The organism is Pseudomonas sp. BAY1663 (genome assembly GCF_000582595.1).
Lineage (GTDB): Bacteria > Pseudomonadota > Gammaproteobacteria > Pseudomonadales > Pseudomonadaceae > Stutzerimonas > Stutzerimonas stutzeri_AF.
The window spans coordinates 22,453-46,917 of sequence record NZ_AZSV01000019.1 but is presented as its reverse complement, the minus strand read 5'-3'; the positions used below and the strand labels follow the sequence as shown (position 1 = coordinate 46,917).

The following is a 24,465-nucleotide window of genomic DNA, read 5'->3' as shown; positions in this document are numbered from 1 at the left end:
GGGTGGATCGTGCTCCATCGATCCACCAACCGGCCCACCGGGCCGGCCGAACCACACGGTGGAAAAGGCTGCGCCGTTTTCCACCCTACGAAGGAAACGAGCATGAACGATACATTCGACCTGCGCCTCGATACCCTGCGCGGCGCCTATGCCGCCGGTGAAACCACCCCGCGCCGGCTGATCGTCGAACTGCGCGACAAGGCCGCCGCATTGAACGGCGAATTCAACGCATTCATCCACCTGCTGAGCGCCGAGGAACTTGAGCCCTACCTCGCCGCGCTGGACGGCAAGTCGCCCGCCGAGCTGCCGCTCTACGGCATCCCCTTCGCCATCAAGGACAATATCGACCTGGCCGGCATCCCCACCACCGCCGCCTGCCCGGCCTTCGCCTACACGCCGGAAACCAGCGCGACCATCGTCGCGCAACTGATCGCCCTGGGCGCGGTGCCGCTGGGCAAGACCAACCTCGACCAGTTCGCCACCGGCCTCAACGGCACCCGCTCACCCTACGGCGAGTGCCGCAACTCAGTGCATCCGGACTATCCCTCCGGCGGCTCCAGCGCCGGCTCCTCGCTGGCGGTGGCGCTGGGCCTGGCCAGCTTCGCCCTGGGCACCGACACCGCCGGCTCCGGCCGGGTGCCGGCGGCGCTGAACAATCTGGTCGGGCTCAAGGCCAGCAAGGGCCTGATCTCCACCGCCGGGGTGGTGCCGGCCTGCCGCACGCTGGACTGCGTGACCTTCTTCACCGCCACAGCGGACGAAGCCAGCCAGCTGCTGGCGCTCACCGCCCGGCTCGATCCGCGCGACGAGTACAGCCGCGTCAATCCGCTATGGAACGACGGTTCGGCCTTCGGCCGGATCGGATCGTTCCGCTTCGGCGTGCCGAAAAACCTGGAATTTCTCGGCTGCGCGGAAAGCCCGGCGCTGTTCGCCGCCACCATCGAGCATCTGAAAGCCCTCGGCGGCGAGCCGGTGGAGATCGATTTTTCGCCCTTTCTCGAAGCCGCGCGCCTGCTTTATGAAGGCCCCTGGGTCGCCGAGCGCTACAGCGTCGCTGGCGAACTGATCGAACGGCAGCCGGATGCCGTGCTGCCGGTGATCAAGGCCGTGCTGGAAAAGGCACCCGGCGCCACTGCGGTGGAGCTGTTCCGCGCCCAGTACCGCCTGCAGCAACTCAAGGCCATCTGCGACCGGATCATGGCCGAGGTCGATTGCGTGCTGACGCCAGCCTACCCGCGCCCGGTGACCCTCGCCGAGCTGCATGCCGAGCCGGTCAAGCGCAACTCGGACCTGGCTGGTACACCAACTTCATGAACATGCTGGACTACGCCGCGGTGGCGGTGCCGGCCAGCGTCATGGACAACGGCCTGCCCTGGGGCGTGACGCTGTTCGGCCGGGTGTTCACCGACCAGTACCTGCTGAGCCTGGCCGGCGCCCTGCAGCGCCAGACCGCGCTGAAGCTGATCGGCGGCAACGCCCTCGACACGCCGGCACCCCGGAACCCGGCGCGCAACGACCGCGCCCGTATCGTCGTCTGCGGCGCGCACCTGGACGGCCTGCCGCTGAACGGGCAGCTCAGGCAGCGCGGCGCACGCCTGCTCGAAGCCACCCGCAGCGCGCCGGACTACCAGCTCTACGCCCTGGCCGGCGGCCCGCCGCTGCGCCCGGGCATGGTTCGCGTCACCGAAGGCGGAGTGGCCATCGAGGTGGAAGTCTGGGAGCTGCCGAGCGCGGAGCTGGGCTCCTTTCTCACCGGCATCCCCGCGCCGCTCGGCCTGGGCAAGGTGCAGCTCGAAGATGGCCGCTGGGAAACCGGCTTCATCTGCGAACCCTACGGCCTGGAAGGCGCGCAGGACATCACCGGCTTCGGCGGCTGGCGCGCCTACCTGCAGAGCCAATAGCCGACGCCGTATGTTGGTCGAGGAGTGTAGGTTGGGTTGAGGAGCGCAGCGACGAAGCCCAACATGGTCATATCCCCATCCCAGTTGGGCTTCGCTGCGCTCAGCACCAACCTACCCGTGAGCGGCCGAACGTTCGCTCTTCACGGTCCGGAACATCCGTTCGACGCTGTCCTCCCATGCAATACCGGCCGATCCCGGCCTCGACTGCATCGAAGGAGGACCGTCATGCGTATCACCCTGCCACGCATCGGCCTCGGCGGCGCGCCGCTGGGCAACATGTTCCACCCGATCAGCGAAGAAACCGCCGACGCCACGCTCAATGCCGCGTGGGACGCGGGTTTCCGCTATTACGATGTATCCCCGCATTACGGTGCCGGCCTCGCCGAAGCGCGTTTCGGCCGCCTGCTCAGCCACAAGCCACGCGACGAATTCGTGCTGAGCAGCAAGGTCGGCCGCCTGCTACGGCCAGCCGAGCAGCCGGAAAACGCCAAGCCCTTCGTCGACGAACTGCCCAACCGGCGCGTGCCGGACTATTCCGCCGACGGCGCACGCCGCTCCATCGAGGACAGCCTCAAGCGCATGGGCGTCGAGCGCCTCGACATGGTGTTCATCCATGACGTCTCCGAGGACCAATGGGGCCCGCAGTGGCGCGACTACTTCCAGCAGGCCATGGACGGTGCGGCCAAGGCGCTCACGCAACTGCGTGACGAGGGCGAGATTCGCGGCTGGGGGCTGGGAGTCAACCGGGTCGAACCCTGCCACATGGCCCTGGAACAGAGCGATCCCGACGTATTCCTGCTGGCGGGGCGCTATTCGCTGCTCGAGCATGACGAAGCGCTGGATACGCTGTTCCCGAGCTGTCGCGAACGCGGGGTCGGCATCGTCGTCGGCGGGCCGTTCAACTCCGGCGTGCTGGCCGGCGGCAGCCATTACGAATACGACAGGATTCCGCCTGACGTCGACGAGCGCCGGCAGCGGCTGGAGGCCATCGCCGAGCGCTGCGGCGTCGACCTGCGCGCCGCCGCCCTGCACTTCTGCCTGGCCAATCCGGTGGTGGTTTCGGTCATCCCCGGCACGGCGAACCCCAAGCGGCCGCAGCAGTACATGGATTATCTCGATAGCCATGTGCCCGGCGAATTCTGGCGGGTGCTGGTCGACGAAGGCCTGTTGCGCGCGGACGTACCGCTGCCCGCCTGAAGCCCGACGCCGTGCCGCGGCGCCCTGAGAGCCTGTTCACGATCTGGCGAGCGAGGGTCCTGCAAGGCGCAACGACCAACGGGAGTAACAGCCGAAGGCTGGCCCGAAGGATGAGCGCCAGCGAATCAAACAGATGAGGAAGCGGAAGCAGGGCCGACGCGCAGCAGAGCGTGAACAGGCGCTCTGAGTCGCGACCCGGCTGGCAAAACCAGCACCATCGCAGCGCACCCCTCCCCATTTGTGCGCACGCGCCACGCGTCACGGCTGCGCGAAAAAATCCCCTCATCGCGCCCAAGCACCTGAATCCAAACGACAAATACCGAAAATGAAAAAATGGCACGCAATCTGCTCTGCTACAGGTGAACGGGATGAGTCGCCTCCGGCACTCATGACGCTAGTGGCCTGTGCGGTGAGTTGGTTGAGGCAAGTTCGGATGACCATGGTTCCGAGACAAGGCGCTGCGACGAGTCATAGCGGGCTATGGCGAGGAGCAGCAACACAGTCGCGGGGGTCATGGGCGCCGAAATTGACCAGCTGAACTTACCAAACAGGCCTCTGGGCACAATCAGGAGCAACTTCAAGGAGAACTAGGGTTCCGGCTCACAGGGAGTGGGCGCTGGTCCGAGAGTTCTCCGGTCCCAGGGACGGGACTACACGGAGGGATAAAAGCCCGGGAGACGCGATGTCATCCCGTGCCTGTCATTCCAATGTGTAGGGAAATCACGCCATGTCCACACTGCGCTCGCTGAACAAGACCCTCCTCGCCGCCGGCCTGGCCGTCGCGACGTTGTTTTCACCGCTGGCCAGCCAGGCCGCCGAGAAGCTGAAGATCGGCACCGTGGTCTGGGCCGGCTATGGCCCCTTCTACGTCGCCGACAAGCTCGACCTGTTCAAGCCCCACGGCCTGGACGTGGACCTGCAGTTCTTCAACGACCCGGCGCTGATTCCCACCGCCATGGTCAGCCGCGCGCTGGACGGCGGCATGCTCACCTACGACCAGGTGGTGGCCTCGGTCGCCAAGGGCTTGAAGCACCGGGTGGTGATGCCCATCGACTTCTCCAACGGCGGTGACGCCATCGTCGCCGACGCGTCGATCCAGTCCATCGCCGACTTCAAGGGCAAGAAGGTCGGCTTCAACCCGCTGTCGCCCTCGGACTTCCTGCTGGCCTACGCGCTGCAGCAGAACGGCATGAGCGACAAGGACATCGACGCCGTCAACATGACTCCGGAAGGCATCCCCGGCGCCATGGCCTCGGGCAACCTGCCGGTCGGCGTGACCTACGAGCCCAACGTCTCGCAGATCCTCTCCATGGGCGGCGGCGACAAATTCAAGGTGGTCTATTCGTCCAAGGACGCACCAGGCCTGATCACCGACGTGCTGGTCTTCGACGAGGCGGTGATCGCCAAGAAGCCCGCCGCCATCAAGGCAATGATCCAGGGCTATCTCGACGGCCTGGCCTACATGCAGGCGCACCCCGAGGAGTCGGCGAAGATCATCGGCGAGGTGCTCGGCGTCAGCGCCGAAGAAGCCGTCGAGCAGATGGCCGGCGCCTACAACATCCCCCTTGCGGAGATGGGCAAGAGCTTCACCCCAGGCGACGACACCCATTCCTTCCATGGCAGCGGCGCGATCATCGCCAAGCTGCTCAAGGACAACGGGCAGATCCCGACCATCCCGGATTTCAGCCAGACCTACGACGCCCGATTCACCGAAGCGCTCGCCCAGTAAGCCGACGCCGGGCGGGCCGTCGCCCGCCTGTGCTGGAGAAGACCATGACTGCCAAACCCCTGTACCGCTACGCCGATGGCCGCGTCCCAAATACCCTGGCGATCCTCTACACCGCGCTCGCCTACGGCGGCGGCCTGGCTCTGCTGTTCGCCGGTAACGGCTGGCTGAACGCGCTGGGCACGTTGCTGCTGGCCCACGGCATGATCATCGCCGCCTACCTGATCCACGAATTCGCCCACGGCGCCATCTTCAGCGTGCCCAAGCACAACGAATGGACCGGCAATATCTGCAGCTGGCTGTGCGGCAGCTGCTACGCCGAGTTCCAGGACCTGCGCAAGAAGCACATGCGCCACCACGTCGACCGCGCCGACGTGATCACCTTCGACAGCAAGGCCTTCCTCAAGGCACGCCCGCTGTGGTTGCAGAAGCTGGTGCTGGCGCTGGAATGGGCCTATGTGCCGGCGGTGGAACTGATCATGCATTTCTACGTGATCGCCCTGCCCTTCATCACCGACAACGACAAGCACCGCGCCCGGCGCGGCAAGGTCGCTGCGGTGCTGGCCATTCGCACACTGCTCTTCGCCGGGCTCGCGGTGCTCTCGCCGAAGGCCGTGCTGCTCTACGCCGTGGCCTGGATGATCATGCTCAGCGTGCTGCGTTTCGCCGATGCCTATCAGCACACCTACGAGGCCTTCGCCGTGCTGGAAGACGGTGGCAAGCTGCCGGAGGACAAACGCCGCGACCGTAGCTACGAGCAGCAGAACACCTACAGCAACGTGGTTTCCGAGCGCTGGCCGGCGCTGAACCTGCTGCTGCTCAACTTCTCCTTCCACAACGCCCACCACGAGAAGCCGGTGGCGCCCTGGTATCGCCTGCCCAAGCTGCACGCCGAGCTGTACGGCAGCACCTACAACCAGGTCATCCCGATGCGCAAGCTGCTCGGCAGCTTCCACCGCTACCGCGTGCGCCGCGTGCTGGACGACGACTACGGCGTGGTCAGCGAAGGGCCGAACAAGGCCGACAACTTCTACGGCGCCGTGGGCGTCTCGTTCCTGACGGCGGTGTGACATGCACAAGGCACTGGATTACCGAGCCGTTGCGTGGTCATCACCGGCGCCGCCGGGGGCATCGGCCGGGGCCTGGCGCAGAGCTTCGCCGCCGCCGGCGCCACCCTGGAGCTGCTGGACCGTGACGCCGAGGCGCTCGCCCGGCTCGCCGACGAACTCGCTGGCGAGACGCCGCTGCACTGCACCGCACTGGACCTGGGCGATCGCCAGGCGGTGCAGCAGTACGCCGATGACCTCGCCTGCCGCGGCCTCAACGCCGATGTGCTGATCAACAACGCCGGAGTCGAGCACGCCACGCCGCTGGGCGAGTGCAGCTTCGAGGCCGATCAGCGCTGGTCGGCCCTACTGGAGAACAACGTCGGTTCCATGCAGCGCCTGACCCGCGCATTGCTGCCACGCCTGCGCGCCGGCGCCAGCGTGATCAATCAGGCCTCCATCTGGGGTCTGAAAGGCGTGCCGGGCTTTTCCGCCTATGTCGCCAGCAAGCACGCGGTGGTCGGCCTGACCCGTTCGCTGGCCTGGGAGCTGGGCCCGCGGCGCATCCGGGTGAACGCGGTGTGCCCCGGCTGGATCGGCACCGATGCGGCCATGCGCTCGCTGCAGGTGATGGCGGACGCCAACGGCCGCAGCGACAGCGCCGAGCTCGCGGCGATACTCGCCAACCAGGCCATTCCGGAGCTGCTGACACCGGCCGATCTGGGCGGCACCTTCCTGTTCCTCGGCTCACCGCTGGCCGCCGCCCTGACCGGCCAGGCGCTGTCGGTCAGCCACGGCGAGGTGATGCACTGATGGCTGCCATCCTTACCGGGCAGACCGCTCTGGTCACCGGCGCGGCGACCGGTATCGGCCGCGCCACCGCACTCGCGCTGGCCGCCGAAGGCGCGCGGCTCTGGATCAACCATCGCGATCAACACGACCTGGCGGAACGCGTGGTCGAGCAGATCATCGCCAACGGCGGCGACGCCTGGGCCATCGAGGCCGATGTCAGCGATCCGGCCGCAGTCGCGGCAATGTTCGAGACCATCGAGGCGCAGGGACCGCTGGATCTGTTGGTCAACAACGCCGGGGTGATCCTGGAAAAGCCCTTTCTCGAGACCAGCGAGGCGGACTGGGCAAGGGTGCTGGGCGTCGACCTCGCCGGCGTCTACCGCTGCTGCCGCCATGCACTGGCACACATGCAGCCGCAGCGTAGCGGCGCCATCGTCAATGTCGCCTCGGACCTCGGATTTCTCGGCCGCGAACAGTACGTCGCCTATTGCACGGCCAAGGCTGGGGTGATCGGCCTGACCCGCTCGCTGGCCCGCGAATTCGCTGCAGACGGCATCCGCATCAATGGCGTCGCACCCGGCCCCATCGCCACGGCGATGGTCAGCCCGGAGCACATGAGCGACGAGTGGATGGCCAAGGAGCTGGCGATCCCCATGGCGCGCCTGGGCACACCGGAGGAAGTCGCCGCGGCCATCGTCTTCCTGCTTTCGCCGCAGGCGAGCTATTTCACCGGACAGCTGCTCGGGCCCAACGGCGGCTCCTGGATGGGCGCATGAACAGCCTGATGCCACAGGGCATGCTGATCGGCGGCGCCATCATGTGGGGCCTGGGCTGGCTGCCGCTGCAGTTCTTCGCGGCCCGCGGCCTGGCCGGTATGCCGCTGGTGCTGCTGACCTATTCGCTGCTCAGCCTGCTGGCGCTGCCGGTGCTCTGGCAGCAGCGCCAGCAGTGGGCGAGTCAGTATCGCCAGGTGCTCACCATGGGCCTGTGCGGCGGCTGGGCCACCGCGGCCTGATCACCGCCCTGGCCGAGGGCAACGTGGTGCGGGTGATGCTGCTGTTCTACCTGGCACCGGTGTGGGCGATGGTCGGCGGCTGGCTGCTGCTGGGCGAACGCCTCAGCGGCACACGGCTGTTCGCCCTCGGGCTGGCGATGCTCGGCATCGGCCTGACCCTCGGCGTCACGAGCGAAGCCCTGGACGCGCCGGGTGCGAACGACTGGCTGGCGCTTTCCGCCGGCCTCGCCTTCAGCCTCAACAACCTCGCCACCCGCGCCGCCGACCGGGTGCCGCTGGCCAGCAAGGCGCTGGTCAGTTTCGTCGGCAGCGCGCTGCTCGGTGGGCTGTTCTGCCTGCTGCTGCGCCAGCCGCTGCCACCCTTGGATCTGACCCTGAGCTGGCAGATCGCCCTGCTCGCCCTCGGCTGGCTGGTCAGCATGGCCGCCGTGCAGTACGGCCTGACTCATCTGGAAGCCGGCCGCGCCGCGGTGCTGGTGGTGTTCGAGCTGATCGCCGCGGTGCTGTCGTCCGCCTGGTTCGGCAGCCACGCCATCGGCCCGAACGAATGGCTCGGTGCCGCCCTGATCACCACCGCCGCGCTGATCGCCGGCTGGCCGGAACGTCCCCTTTCAATCGCGACAAGGAGCACCTGCGCATGATCGTGCACATGGATCAACTGAGCTGGGTCGATTACGAACGCCGCATCGGCGAAGGCGCCGTGGTCTTCCTGCCCTGCGGCGCCACCGAGCAGCATGGTCCGCACCTGCCGCTGGGCACCGACGCGCTGCTGGCCAGTGCCATCAGCGCCGATGTGGCAGCACGAGTCGGCGGGCTGGTGGCACCGGCGCTGTCATACGGCTACAAGTCGCAGCCGAAATGCGGCGGCGGCCAGCACTTCTGCGGTACCACCAGTCTGGACGGTGCGACCTTGAGCGCCTGGTGCGCGACGCCGTGCGTGAGTTCCATCGCCACGGTGTGCGCCGCCTGGTGCTGGTGCTCGGCCATTACGAGAACCAGTGGTTCGTCGCCGAGGGCATCCAGCTGGCGCTGCGCGACCTCGGGCCGGACGCCGGGCTGGAGGTGATGCGCCTGGAGCACTGGGATTTCTGCCACGAGCAGACCCTGACCGACATCTTCCCGGAAGGCTTTCCCGGTTTCGCGCTGGAGCATGCCGCGGTGATCGAGACCTCGCTGATGCTGCATTTCCATCCGCAACTGGTCGCGCTGGAGAAGATTCCCGACCACGCCCCGGCCGACTTCCCGCCCTACGACATGTACCCCACCCGTACCCAGTGGGTGCCGCCTTCCGGCGTGCTGTCCTCGGCCAAAGGCTCCAGCGCGGCGAAAGGCCAGCGGCTGGCCGAAGACATCGTCGACGGCATCGCCACCGCGGTGTGCAAGGAGTTTGCCCTGTGAGCCTGACGACGAACCCGCTGTTCCTCGAGCATACGGCGCTGCTGGTGATCGACATGCAGCGCGACTTCTGCGCGCTGGGCGGCTACGCCGACCAGGCCGGCATGGACGTCAGCCGCCTGCGCGCGCCGATCCCGGCGATCCAGGCGCTGCTGGATCGCGCCCGCGGCGTGGGCATGCTGGTGGTGCACACCCGTGAAGGCCATCGTCCGGATCTTTCCGACCTGCCCGAGCCCAAACGTCGCCGCGCCCAGGCCACCGGCGCTCCCATCGGCAGCCCCGGCCCGCTCGGCCGCCTGCTGGTGCGCGGCGAATTCGGTCATGACCTGATCGACGAGCTGCAACCGCGCGCCGGCGAGCCGGTGATCGACAAGCCGGGCTACAGCGCCTTCGCCCATACCGATCTCGAACTGATCCTGCGCCGTCGCGGTATCGAGCGGCTGATCCTGACTGGCGTGACCACCGAGGTCTGCGTCGCCTCGACGCTACGCCAGGCCATCGACCTTGGCTTCGACTGCCTGACCGTCCGCGACGCCTGCGCCTCGTCCGACCCGCAACTGCATGCGGCTGCGCTGGCGATGATCGCGGTCGAAGGCGGCCTGTTCGGCAGCGTGACCGACAGTGTCAGCCTGCTCCGGCGTCTGGAGAGTGCCGCATGACCGATGTACTGAAGCTCTGGCCGCTGCTGACTGCCACGCATCGCTACGACAAGTCGATCTCTACCCGTAATCGCGGCCAGGGCAGGCTGATCGACGCGCCGATCCTCGCCTTTCTTATCGAAACCCGACAGGGTCGCGTGCTGTTCGATGTCGGCTGCGACTACGCCAAGCTCAGCGATCCGCAACTGCGTGCACGCTGGTTCGATCCGCTGGAGTTTCCCATGGGGCCGCCCGAGATGAGCGAGGAGCAGCGGCTACCCGCTCACCTCGTCCGGCACGGGCTGTCACCCGCCGATATCGATCTCGTGTTCCTCAGCCATCTGCATTTCGATCACGCCGGTGGCCTGTGCGAGTTGTGCGGCTGCGACGTGCATGTGCACGAAGCGGAACTCACCGCCGCCCGTGCCCAGGCGGACGACGCCTACTTCGCCGATGACTTTGCCGGCGAGCATCGCTGGAAATTACAGCGCGCCGAATACGAACTGCTGCCCGGACTGCGCGCCATCAATACCCCCGGACACACCGCCGGCCACATGTCGCTGCTGATCGAGCTGCCACACGGCAAGCCGGTGATTCTCGCCGGGGATGCTGCGGACCTGCACGAGAACCTGGTCGACGAAGTCGCGCCCGGACTCTGCTGGCAGGACCGCGAAGACCTGGCGCTGGCCAGCATCCGCAAGCTCAAGGCGACCGCTGCCGAGACCGATGCCGAAATCTGGCCGAATCACGACATGGCCTTCTGGCGCACCCTCAGACGCTTCCCGGAGTACCACGCATGAAGAGCGTTCCCGATGGCTATCTCGGCGTCTGGCGCCGTCGCCTGCTGACCACCACGGCCGGCCTGCGCGACGAAACCAGCGAAGTCTACTGGCTGCAGACCGCCAGCCTGCACGCCGACCTGCGCCTGCCGCGGCCGCACCCCGTGGCACCGGCAGCCTCGCTGGAAACCTGCAGCCATGCCCAGCAGTTGGCGCTGAGCGAACAGGCTGGCTTCGCCGGCATCACCGAGGTCAACGGCGATATCTGCCAGTGGCATCGCCTGATCGACTTCCAGCCGCCGGGCGGCCCCGCGGATATCGGCCTGATGCGCTTCGAGACCCCGGAGCGACTGCTGGAAGACGGGCTGGACGGCAGCTATCACGAAATCTGGCAGCAGGTACCGGAATCGGATGGGGTCAACTGGGGGCTCTGGCTTGAAGCTGCCGGGCAGCCCTCGCGCCAGGCCTGCCTGCTGGTGGCGGGCGACTACTTCCTGTTCGCCGCCGATCGCCCGCTGCCGCTCTCGCCGGACGGCAGTCACCTGCGCGACCAGTTGGCCGCGGTCGGCCCCGCGCTGCGACCGCAGCTGCTGGCCTTCGAACTCTCCTTCGGCCGCCATCGCAACGGCGCCACGCCCTGGCAGATCACCCATTCGACACTGCCGGGGCGTGTCGGCGATGCGCTGCTGCCCAGCTACTGGCGCTTCGCCGATCCGGCCAGCCTGCCTGACGAAGACCTGGCGCGGCTGGGCCGCTATGTGCCGAGCGGCGGCTGGCAGCGCGCCGAGCTTCCCCTTTCCAGCACGCCCCTGGAGGTGCCCGCATGACCGCGCAGATCACCATTGCCACGCCCGGCGTCGAGCAAACGAACCGGGCCGCGCCCGCCGAACCGAGCGTATCGCTGGTACGTAAAAGCAGCTTCTGGCGCATTCGCGGCGACCTCTCGCGGCGCAGCGCCTGGCTGCTCACCGGCGCCGGGCTGAGCCTGCCCTTCGTCGTCTGGTGGCTGTGGACCGCCCTCGGCCTGGCCGACCCGATGTTCATGCCCAGCCCCGGCGCAGTGCTCGAGCGCATCGGCCGCTGGTGGACCAGCGAGGGGCTGCTGGGAGACATCGGCATCAGCGTCTGGCGGGTCATGGCGGGCTTCGGCGCCTCGGCGCTGATCGCCCTGCCACTGGGGCTGTACATCGGCACCTACCGGCCGGTGCAGGCTTTTCTCGAACCGCTCACCGACTTCATCCGCTACATGCCGGCGGTGGCCTTCATTCCGCTGGTGATGCTCTGGGTCGGCATCGACGAAGGCTCCAAGGTGTTGATCATCTTCATCGGCACCTTTTCCAGATGGTGCTGATGGTCGCCGAGGATGTGCGCCGCGTACCCATGGCGCAGATCGAGGCGGCGCAGACCATGGGCGCCAACCGCAGCGAGATCGTCAAGCTGGTGATCCTGCCGTCGGCCAAGCCGGCGCTGCTCGACACCCTGCGCATCACCTGCGGCTGGGCCTGGACCTACCTGGTGGTGGCCGAACTGGTCGCGGCCAACTCCGGCCTCGGCTACGCCATCCTCAAGGCGCAGCGTTACATGCACACCGACAAGATCTTCGCCGGCATCCTGCTGATCGGTCTCATCGGCCTGCTCACCGACCAGGCTTTCCGCTGGTTGCACCGCCGCGCCTTTCCCTGGATGAGGAAATGACCATGTCCGATGCCAAGATTCGTGTACGCCAGGTCGGCAAGACCTTCGTCAGCGAGCGCCGCAAGGTGCAGGCGCTGCAGTCGATCGACCTGGATATCCAGCCCAATGAGTTCGTCACCTTCGTCGGCGCCTCGGGCTGCGGCAAGTCCACCCTGCTGCGCATCATCGCCGGGCTGGAGACGCTGAGCCGCGGCGAAATCCTGCTCGACGGCAGGCCCATCGACGGCCCCGGCGTCGACCGCGCCATGGTCTTCCAGCACTACAGCCTCTACCCCTGGCTGACGGTGATGCAGAACATCAAGTTCTGCCGCCAGCTCAAGGTGATCGGCGACACCGTGCGCCACGATGGAGACGTGGAGTCCGCCGCCGGCCGCGCCGATGCCCTGCTCAACCTGATGGGCCTGACGCGCTTCGCCGATGCCTACCCCAGCCAGCTCTCCGGCGGCATGCAGCAACGCGTCGCCATCGCCCGCGCGCTGCTGCCCAAGCCCGCGACACTGCTGATGGACGAGCCGTTCGGCGCGCTGGATGCGCAAACCCGCGAAGTCATGCACGACCTGATCCGTCACGTGCACCGGCTGGAGAAGAGCACCATCCTGTTCGTCACCCACGATGTCGAGGAGGCCATCTATCTGGGCAGCCGCATCGTGCTGATGGCGCCACGCCCCGGGCGCATCGATTCGATCTACGAGGTGCCGCTGCCGGCCCAGCGCCACCAGGACATGAAGCTTGCGCCGGAATTCACCGAGCTCAAGCGCGAGATCCTCGCCCGTATCCGCGAGACGTCGGGCATGCAGACCGATCTGGAACAGCTGGCCAAGCTCAGCGCCGTGGCCGGCTGAAGCCTGCTCAGCGCGGCATCATCCGCACCCCGGACAGCTCGGTCAGCGGTCGCGGCCGGCCCAGGTGATAGCCCTGCACGAAGTCCACGCCGATCTCCTGCAGGCGGTCGAGGATGGCCTGCGATTCGACGAACTCGGCCACTGTCTGCAACCCCATCTCGTGGCCGATGGCATTGATCGAGGCCACCATGGCGCGGGCGATGGGGTCGTGCTCGATGTCGCGGACGAACACGCCGTCGATCTTCAGGTAGTCCACCGGCAGCGTCTTCAGGTAGCCGAAGGACGACAGGCCGGAGCCGAAGTCGTCGAGGGCGAAGCTGCAGCCGGCCGCCTTGAGCTGCTCGATGAACTTCATCGCGCGGCTGAGATTGGCGATGGCCGCCGTTTCGGTCACCTCGAAGCACAGGCATTCGCTGGGTATCCGGTGGCGCTCGATAGCCGCCAGGATGAATTCGAGAAAGCTCTCCTCGCCCAGCGACATCGCCGAGAGATTGATCGAATAATGCCCGATCGCCTCCTTCTGCCGCCGGCACAGATCGCCGACCCAGGCGAGGAAGTTGCCCACCACCCAGCGGTCCACCGCCGGCGCCAGGTCGTAGCGCTCGGCCGCCGGCATGAAGGCCCCGGGCGGGATGATGCTGCCGTCCTCGCCAAGCATGCGCACCAGCACTTCGTAGCGCGGCAGGTCATCCGGTTGGCACGAGGAAACGATCGGCTGCACGTACAGCCGCAGGCGGTCGCCGTCCAGCGCCTGGCGCAGACGATGGGTCCACTGCATCTCGCCGCGGCGTTCCAGCAGTTGCTGGTCGTCGGCCTGGTAGACATGCACCCGGTTGCGCCCGCCCTCCTTCGCCGCGTAGCAGGCGCTGTCCGCCGCGCCGAGCAGCGGGCCGAGGCTGCGCGCGTTGGCATCGATGCCAACCAGGCCGATGCTGGCGCCGATGGCGAAGCTCTTGCCCTCCCAGTTGAAGCGGAATTCGTCCACGGCGCGGCGAATGCCCTCGGCGATCAGCACCGCCTGCTGCAGCGGGCAATCGAGAAAGAGGATGCCGAACTCGTCGCCGCCCAGGCGCGCGAGCACGTCGGTGCTGCGCATGCGCGTCTTCAGCAGGCGTCCCAGCTGGCGCAGCAGCTCGTCGCCGGCGGCATGCCCGCAGGTGTCGTTGACCACCTTGAACTGGTCGAGGTCCATGTAGCAGAGCACGTGTTCGCGGCCGTCCTCCGGCTGTTCGCGCAGCAACCGTTCGAGCTGGCGTTCGAACGCCGAGCGGTTGACCAGGCCGGTGAGGTTGTCGTGGTTGGCCTGGAAGGTCAGCTTGCGCGCCAGCTGGCGGGTGACGGTGACGTCGCGAAAGGTCAGCACCAGGCCGATGACCGTGCCGTCCGAATCGCGGATCGGCGCCAGCGCGTCCTGGATCGCGATGCGGCTGCCGTCGCGCCGCTCGAGAATGCCCGGCGGTCGTTCGGCATGGCCGCTGGCATCGCTGCGCCGGCGCAGCGCCTCGCCGGCGGCCGTGGGCAGGCGCGCACCGGAGGTCTCGTCGAATACCCGGTAGACCTCTTCCAGCGGCAGATCCCGCGCCTGCTCCTGCTGCCAGCCGGTCAGCTGTTCGGCGCTGGGATTGAGATAGCGCACACGCCCTTCGCGGTCGGTGGTGATCACGCCATCGCCGATGGACGCCAGCGTCACCTGGGCCAGGCGCTTCTCGGCGAACAGCTGTTCCTCGATGCGCCGCCGCTCGGTGATGTCGCGCACGGTGCACACATAGGCTTCCTGGGCGTCGCCCTGGCTGGCGGTCAGTTCGGCCGCGAACGGCTGGCCGTCGCGGCCGTGCAGCAGCAGCTCGCAGGTGACCTCGCCGCCCATCGGCGGCAGCAGCGCGCCGGACCAGGGCGAGCCACAGGCGATGAAGCGCTGCAGCGGCTGGCCGACGATATGTTCGGCGGGCAGGCCCAGCAGGCGCTCGGCGCCGGGGTTGCAGCTGGTCAGCACGCCGTCGCCGGTGTAGGTGACGATGCCGTCGCGGATGTCGCGCACGATGCTCTGGGTCTTCGCCACCGCGCTCTGCAGCGCACGGATGACCTTGTTGTACTGCGCGGCGATCAGCCCCACCTCGGTGAACGGCTCGACCTCGACCTCACGGTGGAACTGGCCTTGGCGCTGGTGCTCGTCCATGGCGTCGAGCAGTTCGATCAGCTCGGTGCGCGCGCCGTGCTCGCTGACGTTCAAGCCGATGCGCTCGTCTTCCGGATCGACCCGCAGCGGGTAATGACGATCGATCAGCCGCAACAACAGGTAGGTCAGCCCGAAGGCCCAGAGGGCGCAGGCCAGCACCCCTTCGACCTGCACCAGCAACTGCTCGCCACGGCCGAGACCGGTGCCCAGCAACAGCGGGTCGCCGAGCAGCGCCACGGCCAAGGTGCCCCAGACGCCGGCGGCCAGATGCACCGGCACCGCCCCCACCACATCGTCGATGCGCCAGTGCAGCAGCAGCCGCTCGGCCAGGCACATGGTCAGGCTGCCGCCCAGGCCGATCAGGATCGCGGCCGGCACGCTGACGGCATGCGCGCCAGCGGTGATCGCCACCAGCCCGGCCAGCATGCCGTTGAGCGGCAGCACCGGTTCGACGTAGCCATGGCGCCACCAGGACACCGCCATTGCCGTCGCGATGCCAGCCATGGCGGCCAGCACCGTATTGACGATGATGCCGGGCACGCGCAGGTCGAATGCCAGCGTGCTGCCGCCATTGAAACCGAACCAGCCGAACAGCAGCAGCAGGCCGCCGAGCATCGCCAGCGGCAGGTTCGAACCGGGCATGCCGCGCCGCCGCCAGGCCGGGTCGAAGCGCCCCGAACGCGGCCCGATGACCATCACCGTCGCCAGCGCGATCCAGCCGCCGACACCGTGCACCACGGTGGAGCCGGCGAAATCGACGAAACCGCGCCCGGCCAGCCAACCCTGTCCTTCGCGGAAGGCGCCGCCCCAGGCCCAGTGGCCGAACAGCGGATAGATCAACCCGGCCGACAACGCGGCGACGATCAGGTAGGCGTTGAAGCGCATCCGCTCCGCCGCGGCGCCGGAAACGATGGTCGCCGCCGTGGTGCAGAACATCGCCTGGAACAGGAAGAACGCCAGCGACCAGCTCTCGTCGATGGCGAAGGAAGTGAGGAACGGCCCGCTCCCGGCCAGGCCGTAGTGGCTGGCGCCGAACATCAGCGCGAAACCGAACAGCCAGTAGACCATCAGTGCGATGCACAGATCGACCATGTTCTTGGTCGCGACGTTGATGGCGTTCTTGCTGCGGGTCAGCCCCGCTTCGAGGCAGAGGAAGCCGATCTGCATGTTGAACACCAGGCCGGCGCATAGCACTACCCAGAGGGTATCGATCGAGCTGTTGGCATCATGTGTCCGCATCAAAGGAGGGATCACCAGGCTGCGCATCCGCCCGAAGACGGAGATGGCACTAAGCCACTAGCCAGATTCATGCCATGGCAGAAGCCGATCGAACCGTAGGTTGGCGCTGAGCGCAGCGAAGCCCGACGCCCGCCGCGCGGCGCCTCGGGACTCGATCACCCTCACGGCTGGCCAAGAAGCTCCCGCATCGCCGCGAAAACCTGCGCCATCGCCTGCGGCTCGCGCCCCGGCCCGCCGGCGCAATGGCCCCAGTCCGAGTCGAGCACCCGCAGCTCGGCACCCGGGATCAGCGAGGCCTCGTGGCGGGCATCCTCGACGGTGAAATACAGGTCGCTGCTGCTGGGCATGAGGATCGCGCGCGCCTGGATGCGCCCCAGCGCTTCGGCCAGCGAGCCGGCAGCGAAACTGCGGGCCGGGTCGGCCGATTGCCAGGTATGCAGCACGCAGAGCAGATCGTTGGCGTCCTGTTCCAGATGGTCGCGCTCCCAGTAGTCGAGCAGCGCCTCGAGGCTCTCGAAGCCGAGGTCACGCCACAGCTCGCGGCGGAAGAACGCCTGGGAATAGGCCCAGCCGGCATAGGCCCGGCCGAAGGCGCGCAGGCCGCGCTCGGGTGGCGTGGCGTAGCGCCCGCCCTGCCAGGCGCCGTCGGCGCACAGGGCCGCCTTCACTCCTTCGAGAAACACCCGGTTGTGCGGCCAGCAGCGTGCCGTGCAGCAGAACGGCAGGATCGCGCGCATCCGCTCGGGATAGGCCATCGCCCAGAACAGCGTCTGCATGCCGCCCATGGACCAGCCGGTCACCAGGGCGAGCTGCCAGCCGTCACCGTACAGCCGGTCGAGCAACGCCTTTTGCGCTCGCACGTTGTCCAGCAGACTGAGCTGCGGAAAGCCTGCCGCCTCCTGTCCGGGCGCCGCGTTGCTCGGCGACGTCGACCAGCCGGCGCCCAGCAGATCGGTCAGCACCACGCAATAGTCGCCGGTTCCGAGCGGCCCATCTGCACCAAGCAGGGGCAGGCTGCCCCAATGTGTACCACCGTAGTAGCTCGGAATCAGCACCAGGTTGTCCCGCGCGCGGTTCGGTGTACCCACCACCTGATAGCAGAGCCGCGCGTTGCGCAGATGCTCGCCGCTTTCCAGGCGCATGTCGCCCAGCGCGAAAAATTTCTTTTCCCTTTTGATTTCAAGCATCTGCGTAACTCCTGCATCGACGCATCGGGGACCGGACGGCACCAGCGGCGGCCCGTTTCTATACACGCTGGCATGTATATTGGATGAAGGAATCGTGCCAGCGGCCCCCGGCCGCCATTCATGACTCCAAGGAGCGCAAGCCGATGACCAGCTTTCCCCTCTCCTCCGTCGAGGAGTTGAAACAGCAGTTGCAGGACAAGGGTGTGAAGTACGCGATGGCCAGCTACGTCGACCTCCACGGCGTGATCAAGGGCAAGTTCGTCCCCATCGCCCATCTCGGCCAGATGCTCCGCGGCTCCGAGCTCTACACCGGTGCGGCGCTGGACGGCGTTCCGCAGGAGATCAGCGACAACGAGGTGGCCGCCATGCCAGATCCGGCGACCGCCACCCAGTGCAGCTGGAACCGCGATCTCGCCTGGTTCGCCAGCGACCTCTACCTGGACGGCAAGCCCTTCGATGCCTGCTCGCGCGGCATTCTCAAGCGCCAGACCGAAGCCGCTGCGGCGCTGGGCTACACCTTCAACCTCGGCATCGAGACCGAGTTCTTCCTGTTCAAGGACACCCCGGATGGCGGCTTCGCGCCCATTTCCGCGCGCGACGACATGGCCAAGCCCTGCTACGACCCGCGCCTGCTGATGGACAACCTGCCCATCGTCGACGAACTGGTGCAGGCGATGAACGAGATGGGCTGGGGCGTCTACTCCTTCGACCACGAGGACGCCAACGGCCAGTTCGAAACCGATTTCAAGTACACCGACGCCCTCGGCATGGCCGACCGTTTCGTGTTCTTCCGCATGATGGCGGGCGAGATCGCCCGCAAGCACGGCGCCTTCGCCACCTTCATGCCCAAGCCCTCGGCCAACCGCACCGGCAGCGGCGCGCACTACAACATGTCGCTCGCCGACATCGAGACCGGCAAGAACCTGTTCGAAGTCGATGGCGAAGACCCCTACGGCTGCGGCGTGACCCCGCTGGCCTATCACTTCATCGCCGGGGTGCTGAAACACGCCAAGGCCATCTGCGCGGTCATCGCGCCTACGGTCAACAGCTACAAGCGGCTGATCCGCAAGGGCGCCATGTCCGGCTCGACCTGGGCGCCGGTGTTCTGCTGCTACGGCAACAACAACCGCACCAACATGCTGCGCATTCCGTCCCAGGGCGCGCGGGTCGAATGCCGCGCCGCCGACATCGGCTGCAACCCCTACCTCGGTGCCGCGATGATCCTCGCTGCCGGCCTCGAGGGCATCCGCGACAAGCTCGATCCCGGCCAGCCGCACCGCGAGAACATGTATCACTACAGCGAACGGGAGGTCGCGCAGATGGGTATCGAGACCCTGCCGCGCACCCTCAGCGAAGCCATCGACGCCTTCGAGGCCGACCCGCTGTCGCGCCAGGTGTTCGGCGATGCCATGTACCAGGCCTTTGTCGAGTTCAAGCGCGACGAATGGAACGCCTACCACACCCATGTTTCCGACTGGGAAATCCAGCGCTATCTGAAGTTCTTCTGAACCGGGAGTACCGCCATGCACGGCACGATGATGAAAAAGCTGCTCTGCGCCGGGGCCATTGCCCTCGCCGCCCTCGCCCCGCTGGCCCAGGCGGAGGAGAAAAAGACCTTCAACCTGGCCTGGACCATCTACGTCGGCTGGATGCCCTGGAAGTACGCCGACGAGTCGGGAATCATGAAGAAATGGGCCGACAAGTACGGGATCGAGGTGAATATCAGCCAGATCAACGACTACGTCGAGTCCATCAACCAGTACAGCGCCGGTCAGTTCGACGGCGTGGTCGCCACCAGCATGGATGCGCTGTCGATCCCGGCGGCCGGTGGCGTCGACACCACCGCGCTGATCGTCGGCAGCTACTCCAACGGCAACGACGGCCTGGTGATGAAGGGCACCAGCGATCTCAAGCAGATCAAGGGCCAGCAGGTACACCTGGTGGAACTGTCGGTGTCGCACTACATCCTGGCCAAGGCGCTGGACAGCGTCGGCCTGTCGGAGAAGGACGTGCAGGTGGTCAACACCTCGGACGCCGACATCGTCGCTGCCTTCAGCACGGCCGATGTGCGCAACGTGGCGACCTGGAGTCCGCTGCTGCAGGAAGTCGCCGCCACACCGGACGCGCACCAGGTCTTCGACTCGGCCAGCGTGCCAGGCCATGTCAAGGACCTGCTGATCGTCAACAGCGAGACGCTGGCCGACAACCCCGCCTTCGGCAAGGCGGTCACCGGCGCCTGGTACGAGGTGATGGCGATCATGGCCAGCGACACGCCGCAAGGCGCCGAACTGCGTGCCCAGCTGGGCGCAGCCTCCGGCACCGACCAGGCCGGCTACGAGGCGCAGTTGAAGGCACGCACATGTTCTATCAGCCAGCCGAAGCGGTCGCCTTCATCTCCGGCGAACCGGCCCACGAAGCAATGGACAGCGTGCGCAAGTTCTCCTTCGACCACGGCCTGCTGGGCGACGGCGCCGATTCGGTGGATTTCGTCGGCATCGCCATGCCGGCCGGCGCGCTCGGTGAGCAGGGCAATCTCAAGCTGCGCTTCGACACCACCTACATGCAGCTGGCCGCCGACGGCGCGCTATGAAGGCTTGCCACGCAGCGCCCGCCAACGGCACGCTGCGTGGCCGCTGCGCATTTCGAGGAGCCCCATGCGCCGTACCAAAGAAGACGCCGAACAAACCCGCCGCAAGGTGATCGCCGCGGCGCTCGAGCTGTTCAGCCGCAACGGTTATTCGAACACCACGCTGGCGATGATCGCCCAGGCCGCCGGCTTCAGCCGCGGCCCGATCTACTGGCATTTCAAGAACAAGGACGAGTTGTACCAGGCGGTGCTGACCTTCTCCCAGGAACCGCTGGAACGGCTGATCGAACGCAGCCGGAAGCTGGGTGCGGACCCGCTCGCCGCCATCGGGCACTTCGTGCGCGAGTGGTTCCGCCTGCTGCTGGAAGACCGCTGGTATCGCCAGTCCTTCGAGATCCTGCTGAACAAGACCGAACTCACCGCGCAGATGGCCAGCACCCTCAAACGCGAGCGCAAGCTGACCCGCGACATGGTGCAACTGCTCGAAGAGCTCATCGAACAGGCCCAGCGCGAACAACGCATCGGCGCGCAGCAACCTCCGCGCTCGCTGGCGGTGCTGCTCTATTCCAGCCTGATGGGCATCACCCACACCTGGCTGTTCTCGCCGAAGCTGTTTTCCTTGCGCGAACAGGCCGAGCAGCTGGGCGACGGCCTGATGGAGCTGCTGGCGGCCAGGCCTTCCGAACAGGCCTGAGACGGCTGCAGGAGCAGAAACGAAAAAGCCCCTGAACTTGGTTCAGGGGCTTTTCGCTGAATATGGCGGAAGCGCAGAGATTCGAACTCTGGGAAGGGTCTCCCCTTCGGCGGTTTTCAAGACCGCTGCCTTCAACCACTCGGCCACACTTCCATAAGGCGGCGCAATAGTACCGGATAGAAATACACTGTCAAACACTGATGCTGGGCATCGAACTTGCCTCTGTTATGATCCGGGACAAATCGTCCCAGGCTTGATTTCATCCAAGGAGTGTCGCCATGCACGAACACGAATACGCGCTTAGCCACGCGCAGGTCGAGCAGCGTGAGGTCAGCAAGGTCCTGCGCAACACCTATGGGCTGCTGGCCATGACGCTCGCCTTCAGCGGCCTGGTCGCCTACCTGGCCATGCAGGCCAACGCCGCCTACCCGAGCATCTTCGTGGTGCTGATCGGCTTCTACGGGCTGTTCTTCCTCACCGCGAAACTGCGCAACTCGGCGTGGGGCCTGGTTTCCACCTTCGCCCTGACCGGCTTCATGGGCTATACCCTCGGCCCGATCCTCAACATGTACCTGGGCCTGGCCAACGGTGGCGAGCTGATCAGCTCGGCGCTGTCGATGACCGCGCTGGTGTTCTTCGGCCTCTCGGCCTACGTACTGATCACCCGCAAGGACATGAGCTTCCTCAGCGGCTTCATCACCGCCGGCTTCTTCGTGCTGATCGGCGCCATGCTGGCCGGGTTCTTCTTCCAGATCACCGGCCTGCAGCTGGCGATCAGTGCCGGCTTCGTGCTGTTCTCCTCGGCGTGCATCCTGTTCCAGACCAGCGCCATCATCCATGGCGGCGAACGCAACTACATCATGGCGACCATCAGCCTGTTCGTTTCGCTGTACAACCTGTTCCTCAGCCTGCTGCAACTGCTGGGCATCTTCGGCGGCGACGACTGATCGGCCACGGCCTGCAACGAGCCCGCTTCGGCGGGCTTTTTTCATGCTCGCAGGCAGGTTGGCGCTGAGCGCAGCGAAGCCCAACGGGGATCGGCATGAAACTTGTTGGGCTTCGTCGCTTCGCTGCTCAGCGGAACGCTGTCCGACCCAACCTACGCGCCTCGCAGCTGGCGTATCATGTCGGCTGTTTCGCAATGGTGCCCCGATGAAATTCACGATCGCCCTGTTCGCCCCACCCCACTCGCCGGCCGCGCGCCGGGCGCTGCGCTTCGCCGAAGCGGTGCTCGCCGGCGGGCACCAGATCGTCCGCCTGTTCTTCTATCAGGACGGCGTGCACACGGCCTCGGCGAATGTCGTGGCGGCACAGGATGAACCGGATGTGGCGGCCGAGTGGAGCCGCTTCGTCACCGCCCATCAGCTGGACGGCGTGGTCTGCATCGCCGCCGGGCTGCGCCGCGGCGTGCTGGATGAGAGCGAGGCGCAACGCTACCAGCGTCCGGCCGCGAACCTGGCGCCGGGCTGGGAGCTATCCGGCCTCGGCCAGCTGCATGAAGCAGCGCAGCAGGCCGACCGCCTGGTCTGCTTCGGAGGTCACTGATGGCCCGCTCGATGCTCATCATCAGCCGCCAGGCGCCCTGGGCTGGGCCGTCGGCCCGCGAGGCGCTGGACGTCGTACTGGCCGGCGGCGCCTTCGAACTGCCGTTGGGACTGCTGTTTCTCGATGACGGCGTGTTCCAGCTCGCCGCCGCCCAGCAACCGGCGCAACTCGAGCAGAAGGACCTGACCGCCAACCTGCAGGCGCTGCCGCTGTTCGGTATCGAATCGCTCTACGTCGCACGCCACAGCCTTGCCGAGCGCGGCCTCGACGAACAGGCGCTGCCCTTGCCCGTCGAAGTCCTCGACGAGGCCGGCCTGCGCGCCCTCATCAACCGCTATGACCATGTGATCACGATCTGATGGCGACCCTGCACCTGCTTTCCCATTCGCCGTTCGCCGACAGCCGGCTCACGAGCTGCCTGCAACTGCTGGCCGGCGACGACGCCCTGCTGCTGACCGGCGACGCCACCTATGCCCTGCGCGCCGGTAGCGGTCCTTGCGAGGCGTTGCTGCGGCTGCCCGCAGGCGTCGCCGTGTTCGCCCTGGAGGAGGATGTCCAGGCCCGCGCACTCGGCGCGCTGCCGGCGCGCGTGGGCCTGCTGGATTACCCCGGCTTCGTCGAGCTGACCTGCCGCTATCCGCGAACCAACAGCTGGTTATGAACAGCCTGCGCGTGGAGGGGCGCCAGATCGCCCTGGACAAGGACGGTTTCCTGCTCGACCTGCAGGACTGGAGCGAAGCCGTGGCCCAGGCCCTGGCCGAACGGGAGGAACTGCCGCTGGAAGCCGGGCACTGGGAGATCCTCCGCCTGCTGCGCGAGTTCTACGCCGAATTCCAGCTTTCGCCGGCGACGCGAGCGCTGATCAAATACACCGCATTGAAGCTGGGGCCGGACAAGGGCAACAGCCTTTACCTCAATCGCCTATTCAAGGGCACCCCCGCCAAGCTGGCCGCCAAGCTGGCCGGGCTGCCGAAGCCGAGCAATTGCCTATGAGCCTCGAAACCCCAGCAGAACACCCTTTCGCCCCCTTCGTGCGCATTCTCGGCAAGGGCAAGCGCGGCGCGCGCGACCTGACCCGTGAAGAAGCCCGTGAGGCCATGGGCATGCTGCTCGACGGCAAGGTCGAGGACGCCCAGCTGGGCGCCTTCCTGATGCTGCTGCGGCACAAGGAAGAGTGCGCCGAAGAGCTGGCCGGCTTCACCGACGCCGTGCGCGAGCGCCTGCCCATCCCCTCCGTCGAGGTCGACCTGGACTGGCCGAGCTATGCCGGCAAGAAGCGCCACCTGCCCTGGTATCTGCTGGCGGCCAAGTGCCTGGCCGCCAACGGCATCCGCATCCTGCTGCATGGCGGCGGCGCGCACACCGCCGGGCGCATCTATACCGAGCAGCAACTGCAGCTGCTCGGCATCCGCCACTGCGAGGGCTGGGAACAGGTCGCGGCGACGATCGAGCGCGAGCACATCGCCTTCATTCCCCTCGGCGCCTGGATGCCGGTCTTGCAGCGCATGATCGACATGCGCAACCTGCTCGGGCTGCGCTCGCCGATCCACTCGCTGGCGCGCCTCCTCAACCCGCTGGCGCCCGCTGCGGCCTGCAGAGCATCTTCCACCCCGGCTACCAGGACACCCACCGCCAGGCCAGCACGCTGCTGGGCGACAACGCCATCGTCATCAAGGGCGAAGGCGGCGAAGTCGAAATGAATCCGGACAACCTCTCCCACCTCTACGGCACCCGCGCCGGTACCGCCTGGGACGAGGAATGGCCGCCACTGTCCGAACGCCGCCACGTGAAACCGGAGCGCCTGGAGCCGCAGCATCTGCTCGCGGTCTGGAACGGCAGCGAAGAAGACGCTTACGGCGAACTGGCGGTAATCGCCACCATGGCCCTGGCATTGCGCGGGCTGGGACAGACGCGCGAAGCGGCATTCGAGCAGGCGCGGCGCTATTGGCAGCAGCGCCATTTATCCAACTAGACGATAGAACCAACCGACTTTTCGGGCACATCGATCGAA

The 24,465-nt window shown here is 66.9% G+C and carries 17 protein-coding genes, 1 tRNA gene, 7 pseudogenes and 1 riboswitch; of the genes and pseudogenes, 22 read left to right on the top strand and 3 right to left on the bottom strand.

Annotated elements, in window-relative coordinates:
• The first annotated feature begins 102 nt into the window (after window positions 1–102).
• The 13 genes and pseudogenes from atzF to BAY1663_RS08000 all read left to right on the top strand — a co-directional run bounded on the left by atzF (window position 103) and on the right by BAY1663_RS08000 (window position 13,026).
• Window positions 103–1,901: pseudogene (atzF, locus tag BAY1663_RS08060) on the top strand (allophanate hydrolase).
• A 225-nt stretch (window positions 1,902–2,126) separates the two neighbouring features.
• Entirely contained in the window at window positions 2,127–3,098 is a 972-nt protein-coding gene (locus BAY1663_RS08055) for an aldo/keto reductase (RefSeq protein ID WP_037039326.1), read from the top strand.
• 576 nt (window positions 3,099–3,674) lie between these two features.
• Window positions 3,675–3,777, top strand: a riboswitch (guanidine-I (ykkC/yxkD leader).
• 48 nt (window positions 3,778–3,825) lie between these two features.
• Window positions 3,826–4,827, top strand: coding sequence for an ABC transporter substrate-binding protein (locus BAY1663_RS08050; RefSeq protein WP_037039324.1), 1,002 nt, complete (start codon window positions 3,826–3,828; stop codon window positions 4,825–4,827).
• Window positions 4,828–4,871: 44 nt separating this feature from the next.
• On the top strand, window positions 4,872–5,894 hold the full coding sequence (locus BAY1663_RS08045; protein ID WP_037039322.1) for a fatty acid desaturase: 1,023 nt from the start codon (window positions 4,872–4,874) through the stop codon (window positions 5,892–5,894).
• Window position 5,895: 1 nt separating this feature from the next.
• Window positions 5,896–6,683 (top strand): annotated as a pseudogene (locus BAY1663_RS08040) (SDR family NAD(P)-dependent oxidoreductase).
• Window positions 6,683–7,438 carry an SDR family NAD(P)-dependent oxidoreductase gene (locus BAY1663_RS08035; protein WP_037039314.1) on the top strand — a complete coding sequence of 252 codons (756 nt, stop codon included), beginning with the start codon at window positions 6,683–6,685 and terminating at the stop codon, window positions 7,436–7,438. Before BAY1663_RS08040 ends, BAY1663_RS08035 begins: the two are co-directional and overlap by 1 nt.
• A pseudogene (locus tag BAY1663_RS08030) lies at window positions 7,435–8,318 on the top strand (DMT family transporter). The gene BAY1663_RS08035 and the pseudogene BAY1663_RS08030 overlap by 4 nt, the downstream one beginning before the upstream one ends.
• Window positions 8,315–9,075, top strand: a pseudogene (locus BAY1663_RS08025) (creatininase). The pseudogenes BAY1663_RS08030 and BAY1663_RS08025 overlap by 4 nt, the downstream one beginning before the upstream one ends.
• Entirely contained in the window at window positions 9,072–9,731 is a 660-nt protein-coding gene (locus BAY1663_RS08020) for a cysteine hydrolase family protein (RefSeq protein ID WP_037039312.1), read from the top strand. Before BAY1663_RS08025 ends, BAY1663_RS08020 begins: the two are co-directional and overlap by 4 nt.
• Window positions 9,728–10,510, top strand: a complete 783-nt coding sequence (locus BAY1663_RS08015; RefSeq protein ID WP_037039310.1) for an N-acyl homoserine lactonase family protein — start codon at window positions 9,728–9,730, stop codon at window positions 10,508–10,510. The genes BAY1663_RS08020 and BAY1663_RS08015 overlap by 4 nt, the downstream gene beginning before the upstream one ends.
• Entirely contained in the window at window positions 10,507–11,316 is an 810-nt protein-coding gene (locus tag BAY1663_RS08010; protein ID WP_037039307.1) for a hypothetical protein, read from the top strand. The genes BAY1663_RS08015 and BAY1663_RS08010 overlap by 4 nt, the downstream gene beginning before the upstream one ends.
• A 74-nt stretch (window positions 11,317–11,390) precedes the next feature.
• Window positions 11,391–12,184 (top strand): annotated as a pseudogene (locus BAY1663_RS25855) (ABC transporter permease).
• 2 nt (window positions 12,185–12,186) lie between these two features.
• On the top strand, window positions 12,187–13,026 hold the full coding sequence (locus tag BAY1663_RS08000; protein WP_177325803.1) for an ABC transporter ATP-binding protein: 840 nt from the start codon (window positions 12,187–12,189) through the stop codon (window positions 13,024–13,026).
• 7 nt (window positions 13,027–13,033) lie between these two features.
• On the opposite strand, the gene amt is transcribed toward BAY1663_RS08000, so the two are convergent.
• Window positions 13,034–16,441: an ammonium transporter gene (amt, locus tag BAY1663_RS07995; protein WP_037039363.1), complete on the bottom strand. Its 3,408-nt coding sequence runs from the start codon at window positions 16,439–16,441 to the stop codon at window positions 13,034–13,036.
• 161 nt (window positions 16,442–16,602) lie between these two features.
• Complete coding sequence (locus BAY1663_RS07990; protein WP_037039302.1) at window positions 16,603–17,628, bottom strand: alpha/beta fold hydrolase; 1,026 nt, start codon at window positions 17,626–17,628, stop codon at window positions 16,603–16,605.
• A gap of 143 nt (window positions 17,629–17,771) precedes the next feature.
• On the opposite strand from BAY1663_RS07990, the gene glnT reads away from it, so the two are divergent.
• The 3 genes and pseudogenes from glnT (at window position 17,772) to BAY1663_RS07975 (ending at window position 20,909) form a co-directional block, all read left to right on the top strand.
• The gene (gene glnT, locus BAY1663_RS07985; RefSeq protein WP_037039300.1) at window positions 17,772–19,136 is read left to right on the top strand and encodes a type III glutamate--ammonia ligase; all 1,365 of its coding nucleotides are present in this window, start codon (window positions 17,772–17,774) and stop codon (window positions 19,134–19,136) included.
• A 15-nt stretch (window positions 19,137–19,151) separates the two neighbouring features.
• Window positions 19,152–20,218, top strand: a pseudogene (locus tag BAY1663_RS07980) (putative urea ABC transporter substrate-binding protein).
• A gap of 64 nt (window positions 20,219–20,282) precedes the next feature.
• The gene (locus BAY1663_RS07975; protein WP_037039298.1) at window positions 20,283–20,909 is read left to right on the top strand and encodes a TetR family transcriptional regulator; all 627 of its coding nucleotides are present in this window, start codon (window positions 20,283–20,285) and stop codon (window positions 20,907–20,909) included.
• A gap of 63 nt (window positions 20,910–20,972) precedes the next feature.
• On the opposite strand, the gene BAY1663_RS07970 is transcribed toward BAY1663_RS07975, so the two are convergent.
• Window positions 20,973–21,062 (bottom strand) — tRNA-Ser (locus BAY1663_RS07970).
• Window positions 21,063–21,187: 125 nt separating this feature from the next.
• On the opposite strand from BAY1663_RS07970, the gene BAY1663_RS07965 reads away from it, so the two are divergent.
• From BAY1663_RS07965 to BAY1663_RS07940, 6 genes and pseudogenes are all read left to right on the top strand, one after another.
• Window positions 21,188–21,856: a Bax inhibitor-1/YccA family protein gene (locus BAY1663_RS07965; RefSeq protein WP_037039297.1), complete on the top strand. Its 669-nt coding sequence runs from the start codon at window positions 21,188–21,190 to the stop codon at window positions 21,854–21,856.
• 205 nt (window positions 21,857–22,061) lie between these two features.
• Entirely contained in the window at window positions 22,062–22,454 is a 393-nt protein-coding gene (tusD, locus tag BAY1663_RS07960; RefSeq protein ID WP_037039295.1) for a sulfurtransferase complex subunit TusD, read from the top strand.
• Complete coding sequence (tusC, locus tag BAY1663_RS07955; protein WP_037039293.1) at window positions 22,454–22,813, top strand: sulfurtransferase complex subunit TusC; 360 nt, start codon at window positions 22,454–22,456, stop codon at window positions 22,811–22,813. The genes tusD and tusC overlap by 1 nt, the downstream gene beginning before the upstream one ends.
• Entirely contained in the window at window positions 22,813–23,115 is a 303-nt protein-coding gene (gene tusB, locus BAY1663_RS07950) for a sulfurtransferase complex subunit TusB (RefSeq protein WP_037039290.1), read from the top strand. The genes tusC and tusB overlap by 1 nt, the downstream gene beginning before the upstream one ends.
• The gene (locus BAY1663_RS07945; RefSeq protein ID WP_037039287.1) at window positions 23,112–23,447 is read left to right on the top strand and encodes a TusE/DsrC/DsvC family sulfur relay protein; all 336 of its coding nucleotides are present in this window, start codon (window positions 23,112–23,114) and stop codon (window positions 23,445–23,447) included. Before tusB ends, BAY1663_RS07945 begins: the two co-directional genes overlap by 4 nt.
• A pseudogene (locus BAY1663_RS07940) lies at window positions 23,444–24,426 on the top strand (glycosyl transferase family protein). Before BAY1663_RS07945 ends, BAY1663_RS07940 begins: the two are co-directional and overlap by 4 nt.
• The last annotated feature ends 39 nt before the right edge of the window (window positions 24,427–24,465 follow it).

Excerpts from the sequence above, each read along its gene's own strand:
- BAY1663_RS08055 (WP_037039326.1), top strand. The coding sequence starts at position 2,127 with ATGCGTATCACCCTGCCACGCATCGGCCTCGGCGGCGCGCCGCTGGGC.
- BAY1663_RS08050 (WP_037039324.1), top strand. The coding sequence starts at position 3,826 with ATGTCCACACTGCGCTCGCTGAACAAGACCCTCCTCGCCGCCGGCCTG.
- BAY1663_RS08045 (WP_037039322.1), top strand. The coding sequence starts at position 4,872 with ATGACTGCCAAACCCCTGTACCGCTACGCCGATGGCCGCGTCCCAAAT.
- BAY1663_RS08035 (WP_037039314.1), top strand. The coding sequence starts at position 6,683 with ATGGCTGCCATCCTTACCGGGCAGACCGCTCTGGTCACCGGCGCGGCG.
- BAY1663_RS08015 (WP_037039310.1), top strand. The coding sequence starts at position 9,728 with ATGACCGATGTACTGAAGCTCTGGCCGCTGCTGACTGCCACGCATCGC.
- BAY1663_RS08010 (WP_037039307.1), top strand. The coding sequence starts at position 10,507 with ATGAAGAGCGTTCCCGATGGCTATCTCGGCGTCTGGCGCCGTCGCCTG.
- BAY1663_RS08000 (WP_177325803.1), top strand. The coding sequence starts at position 12,187 with ATGTCCGATGCCAAGATTCGTGTACGCCAGGTCGGCAAGACCTTCGTC.
- amt (WP_037039363.1), bottom strand. The coding sequence starts at position 16,441 with ATGCGGACACATGATGCCAACAGCTCGATCGATACCCTCTGGGTAGTG.
- BAY1663_RS07990 (WP_037039302.1), bottom strand. The coding sequence starts at position 17,628 with ATGCTTGAAATCAAAAGGGAAAAGAAATTTTTCGCGCTGGGCGACATG.
- glnT (WP_037039300.1), top strand. The coding sequence starts at position 17,772 with ATGACCAGCTTTCCCCTCTCCTCCGTCGAGGAGTTGAAACAGCAGTTG.
- BAY1663_RS07975 (WP_037039298.1), top strand. The coding sequence starts at position 20,283 with ATGCGCCGTACCAAAGAAGACGCCGAACAAACCCGCCGCAAGGTGATC.
- BAY1663_RS07965 (WP_037039297.1), top strand. The coding sequence starts at position 21,188 with ATGCACGAACACGAATACGCGCTTAGCCACGCGCAGGTCGAGCAGCGT.
- tusD (WP_037039295.1), top strand. The coding sequence starts at position 22,062 with ATGAAATTCACGATCGCCCTGTTCGCCCCACCCCACTCGCCGGCCGCG.
- tusC (WP_037039293.1), top strand. The coding sequence starts at position 22,454 with ATGGCCCGCTCGATGCTCATCATCAGCCGCCAGGCGCCCTGGGCTGGG.
- tusB (WP_037039290.1), top strand. The coding sequence starts at position 22,813 with ATGGCGACCCTGCACCTGCTTTCCCATTCGCCGTTCGCCGACAGCCGG.
- BAY1663_RS07945 (WP_037039287.1), top strand. The coding sequence starts at position 23,112 with ATGAACAGCCTGCGCGTGGAGGGGCGCCAGATCGCCCTGGACAAGGAC.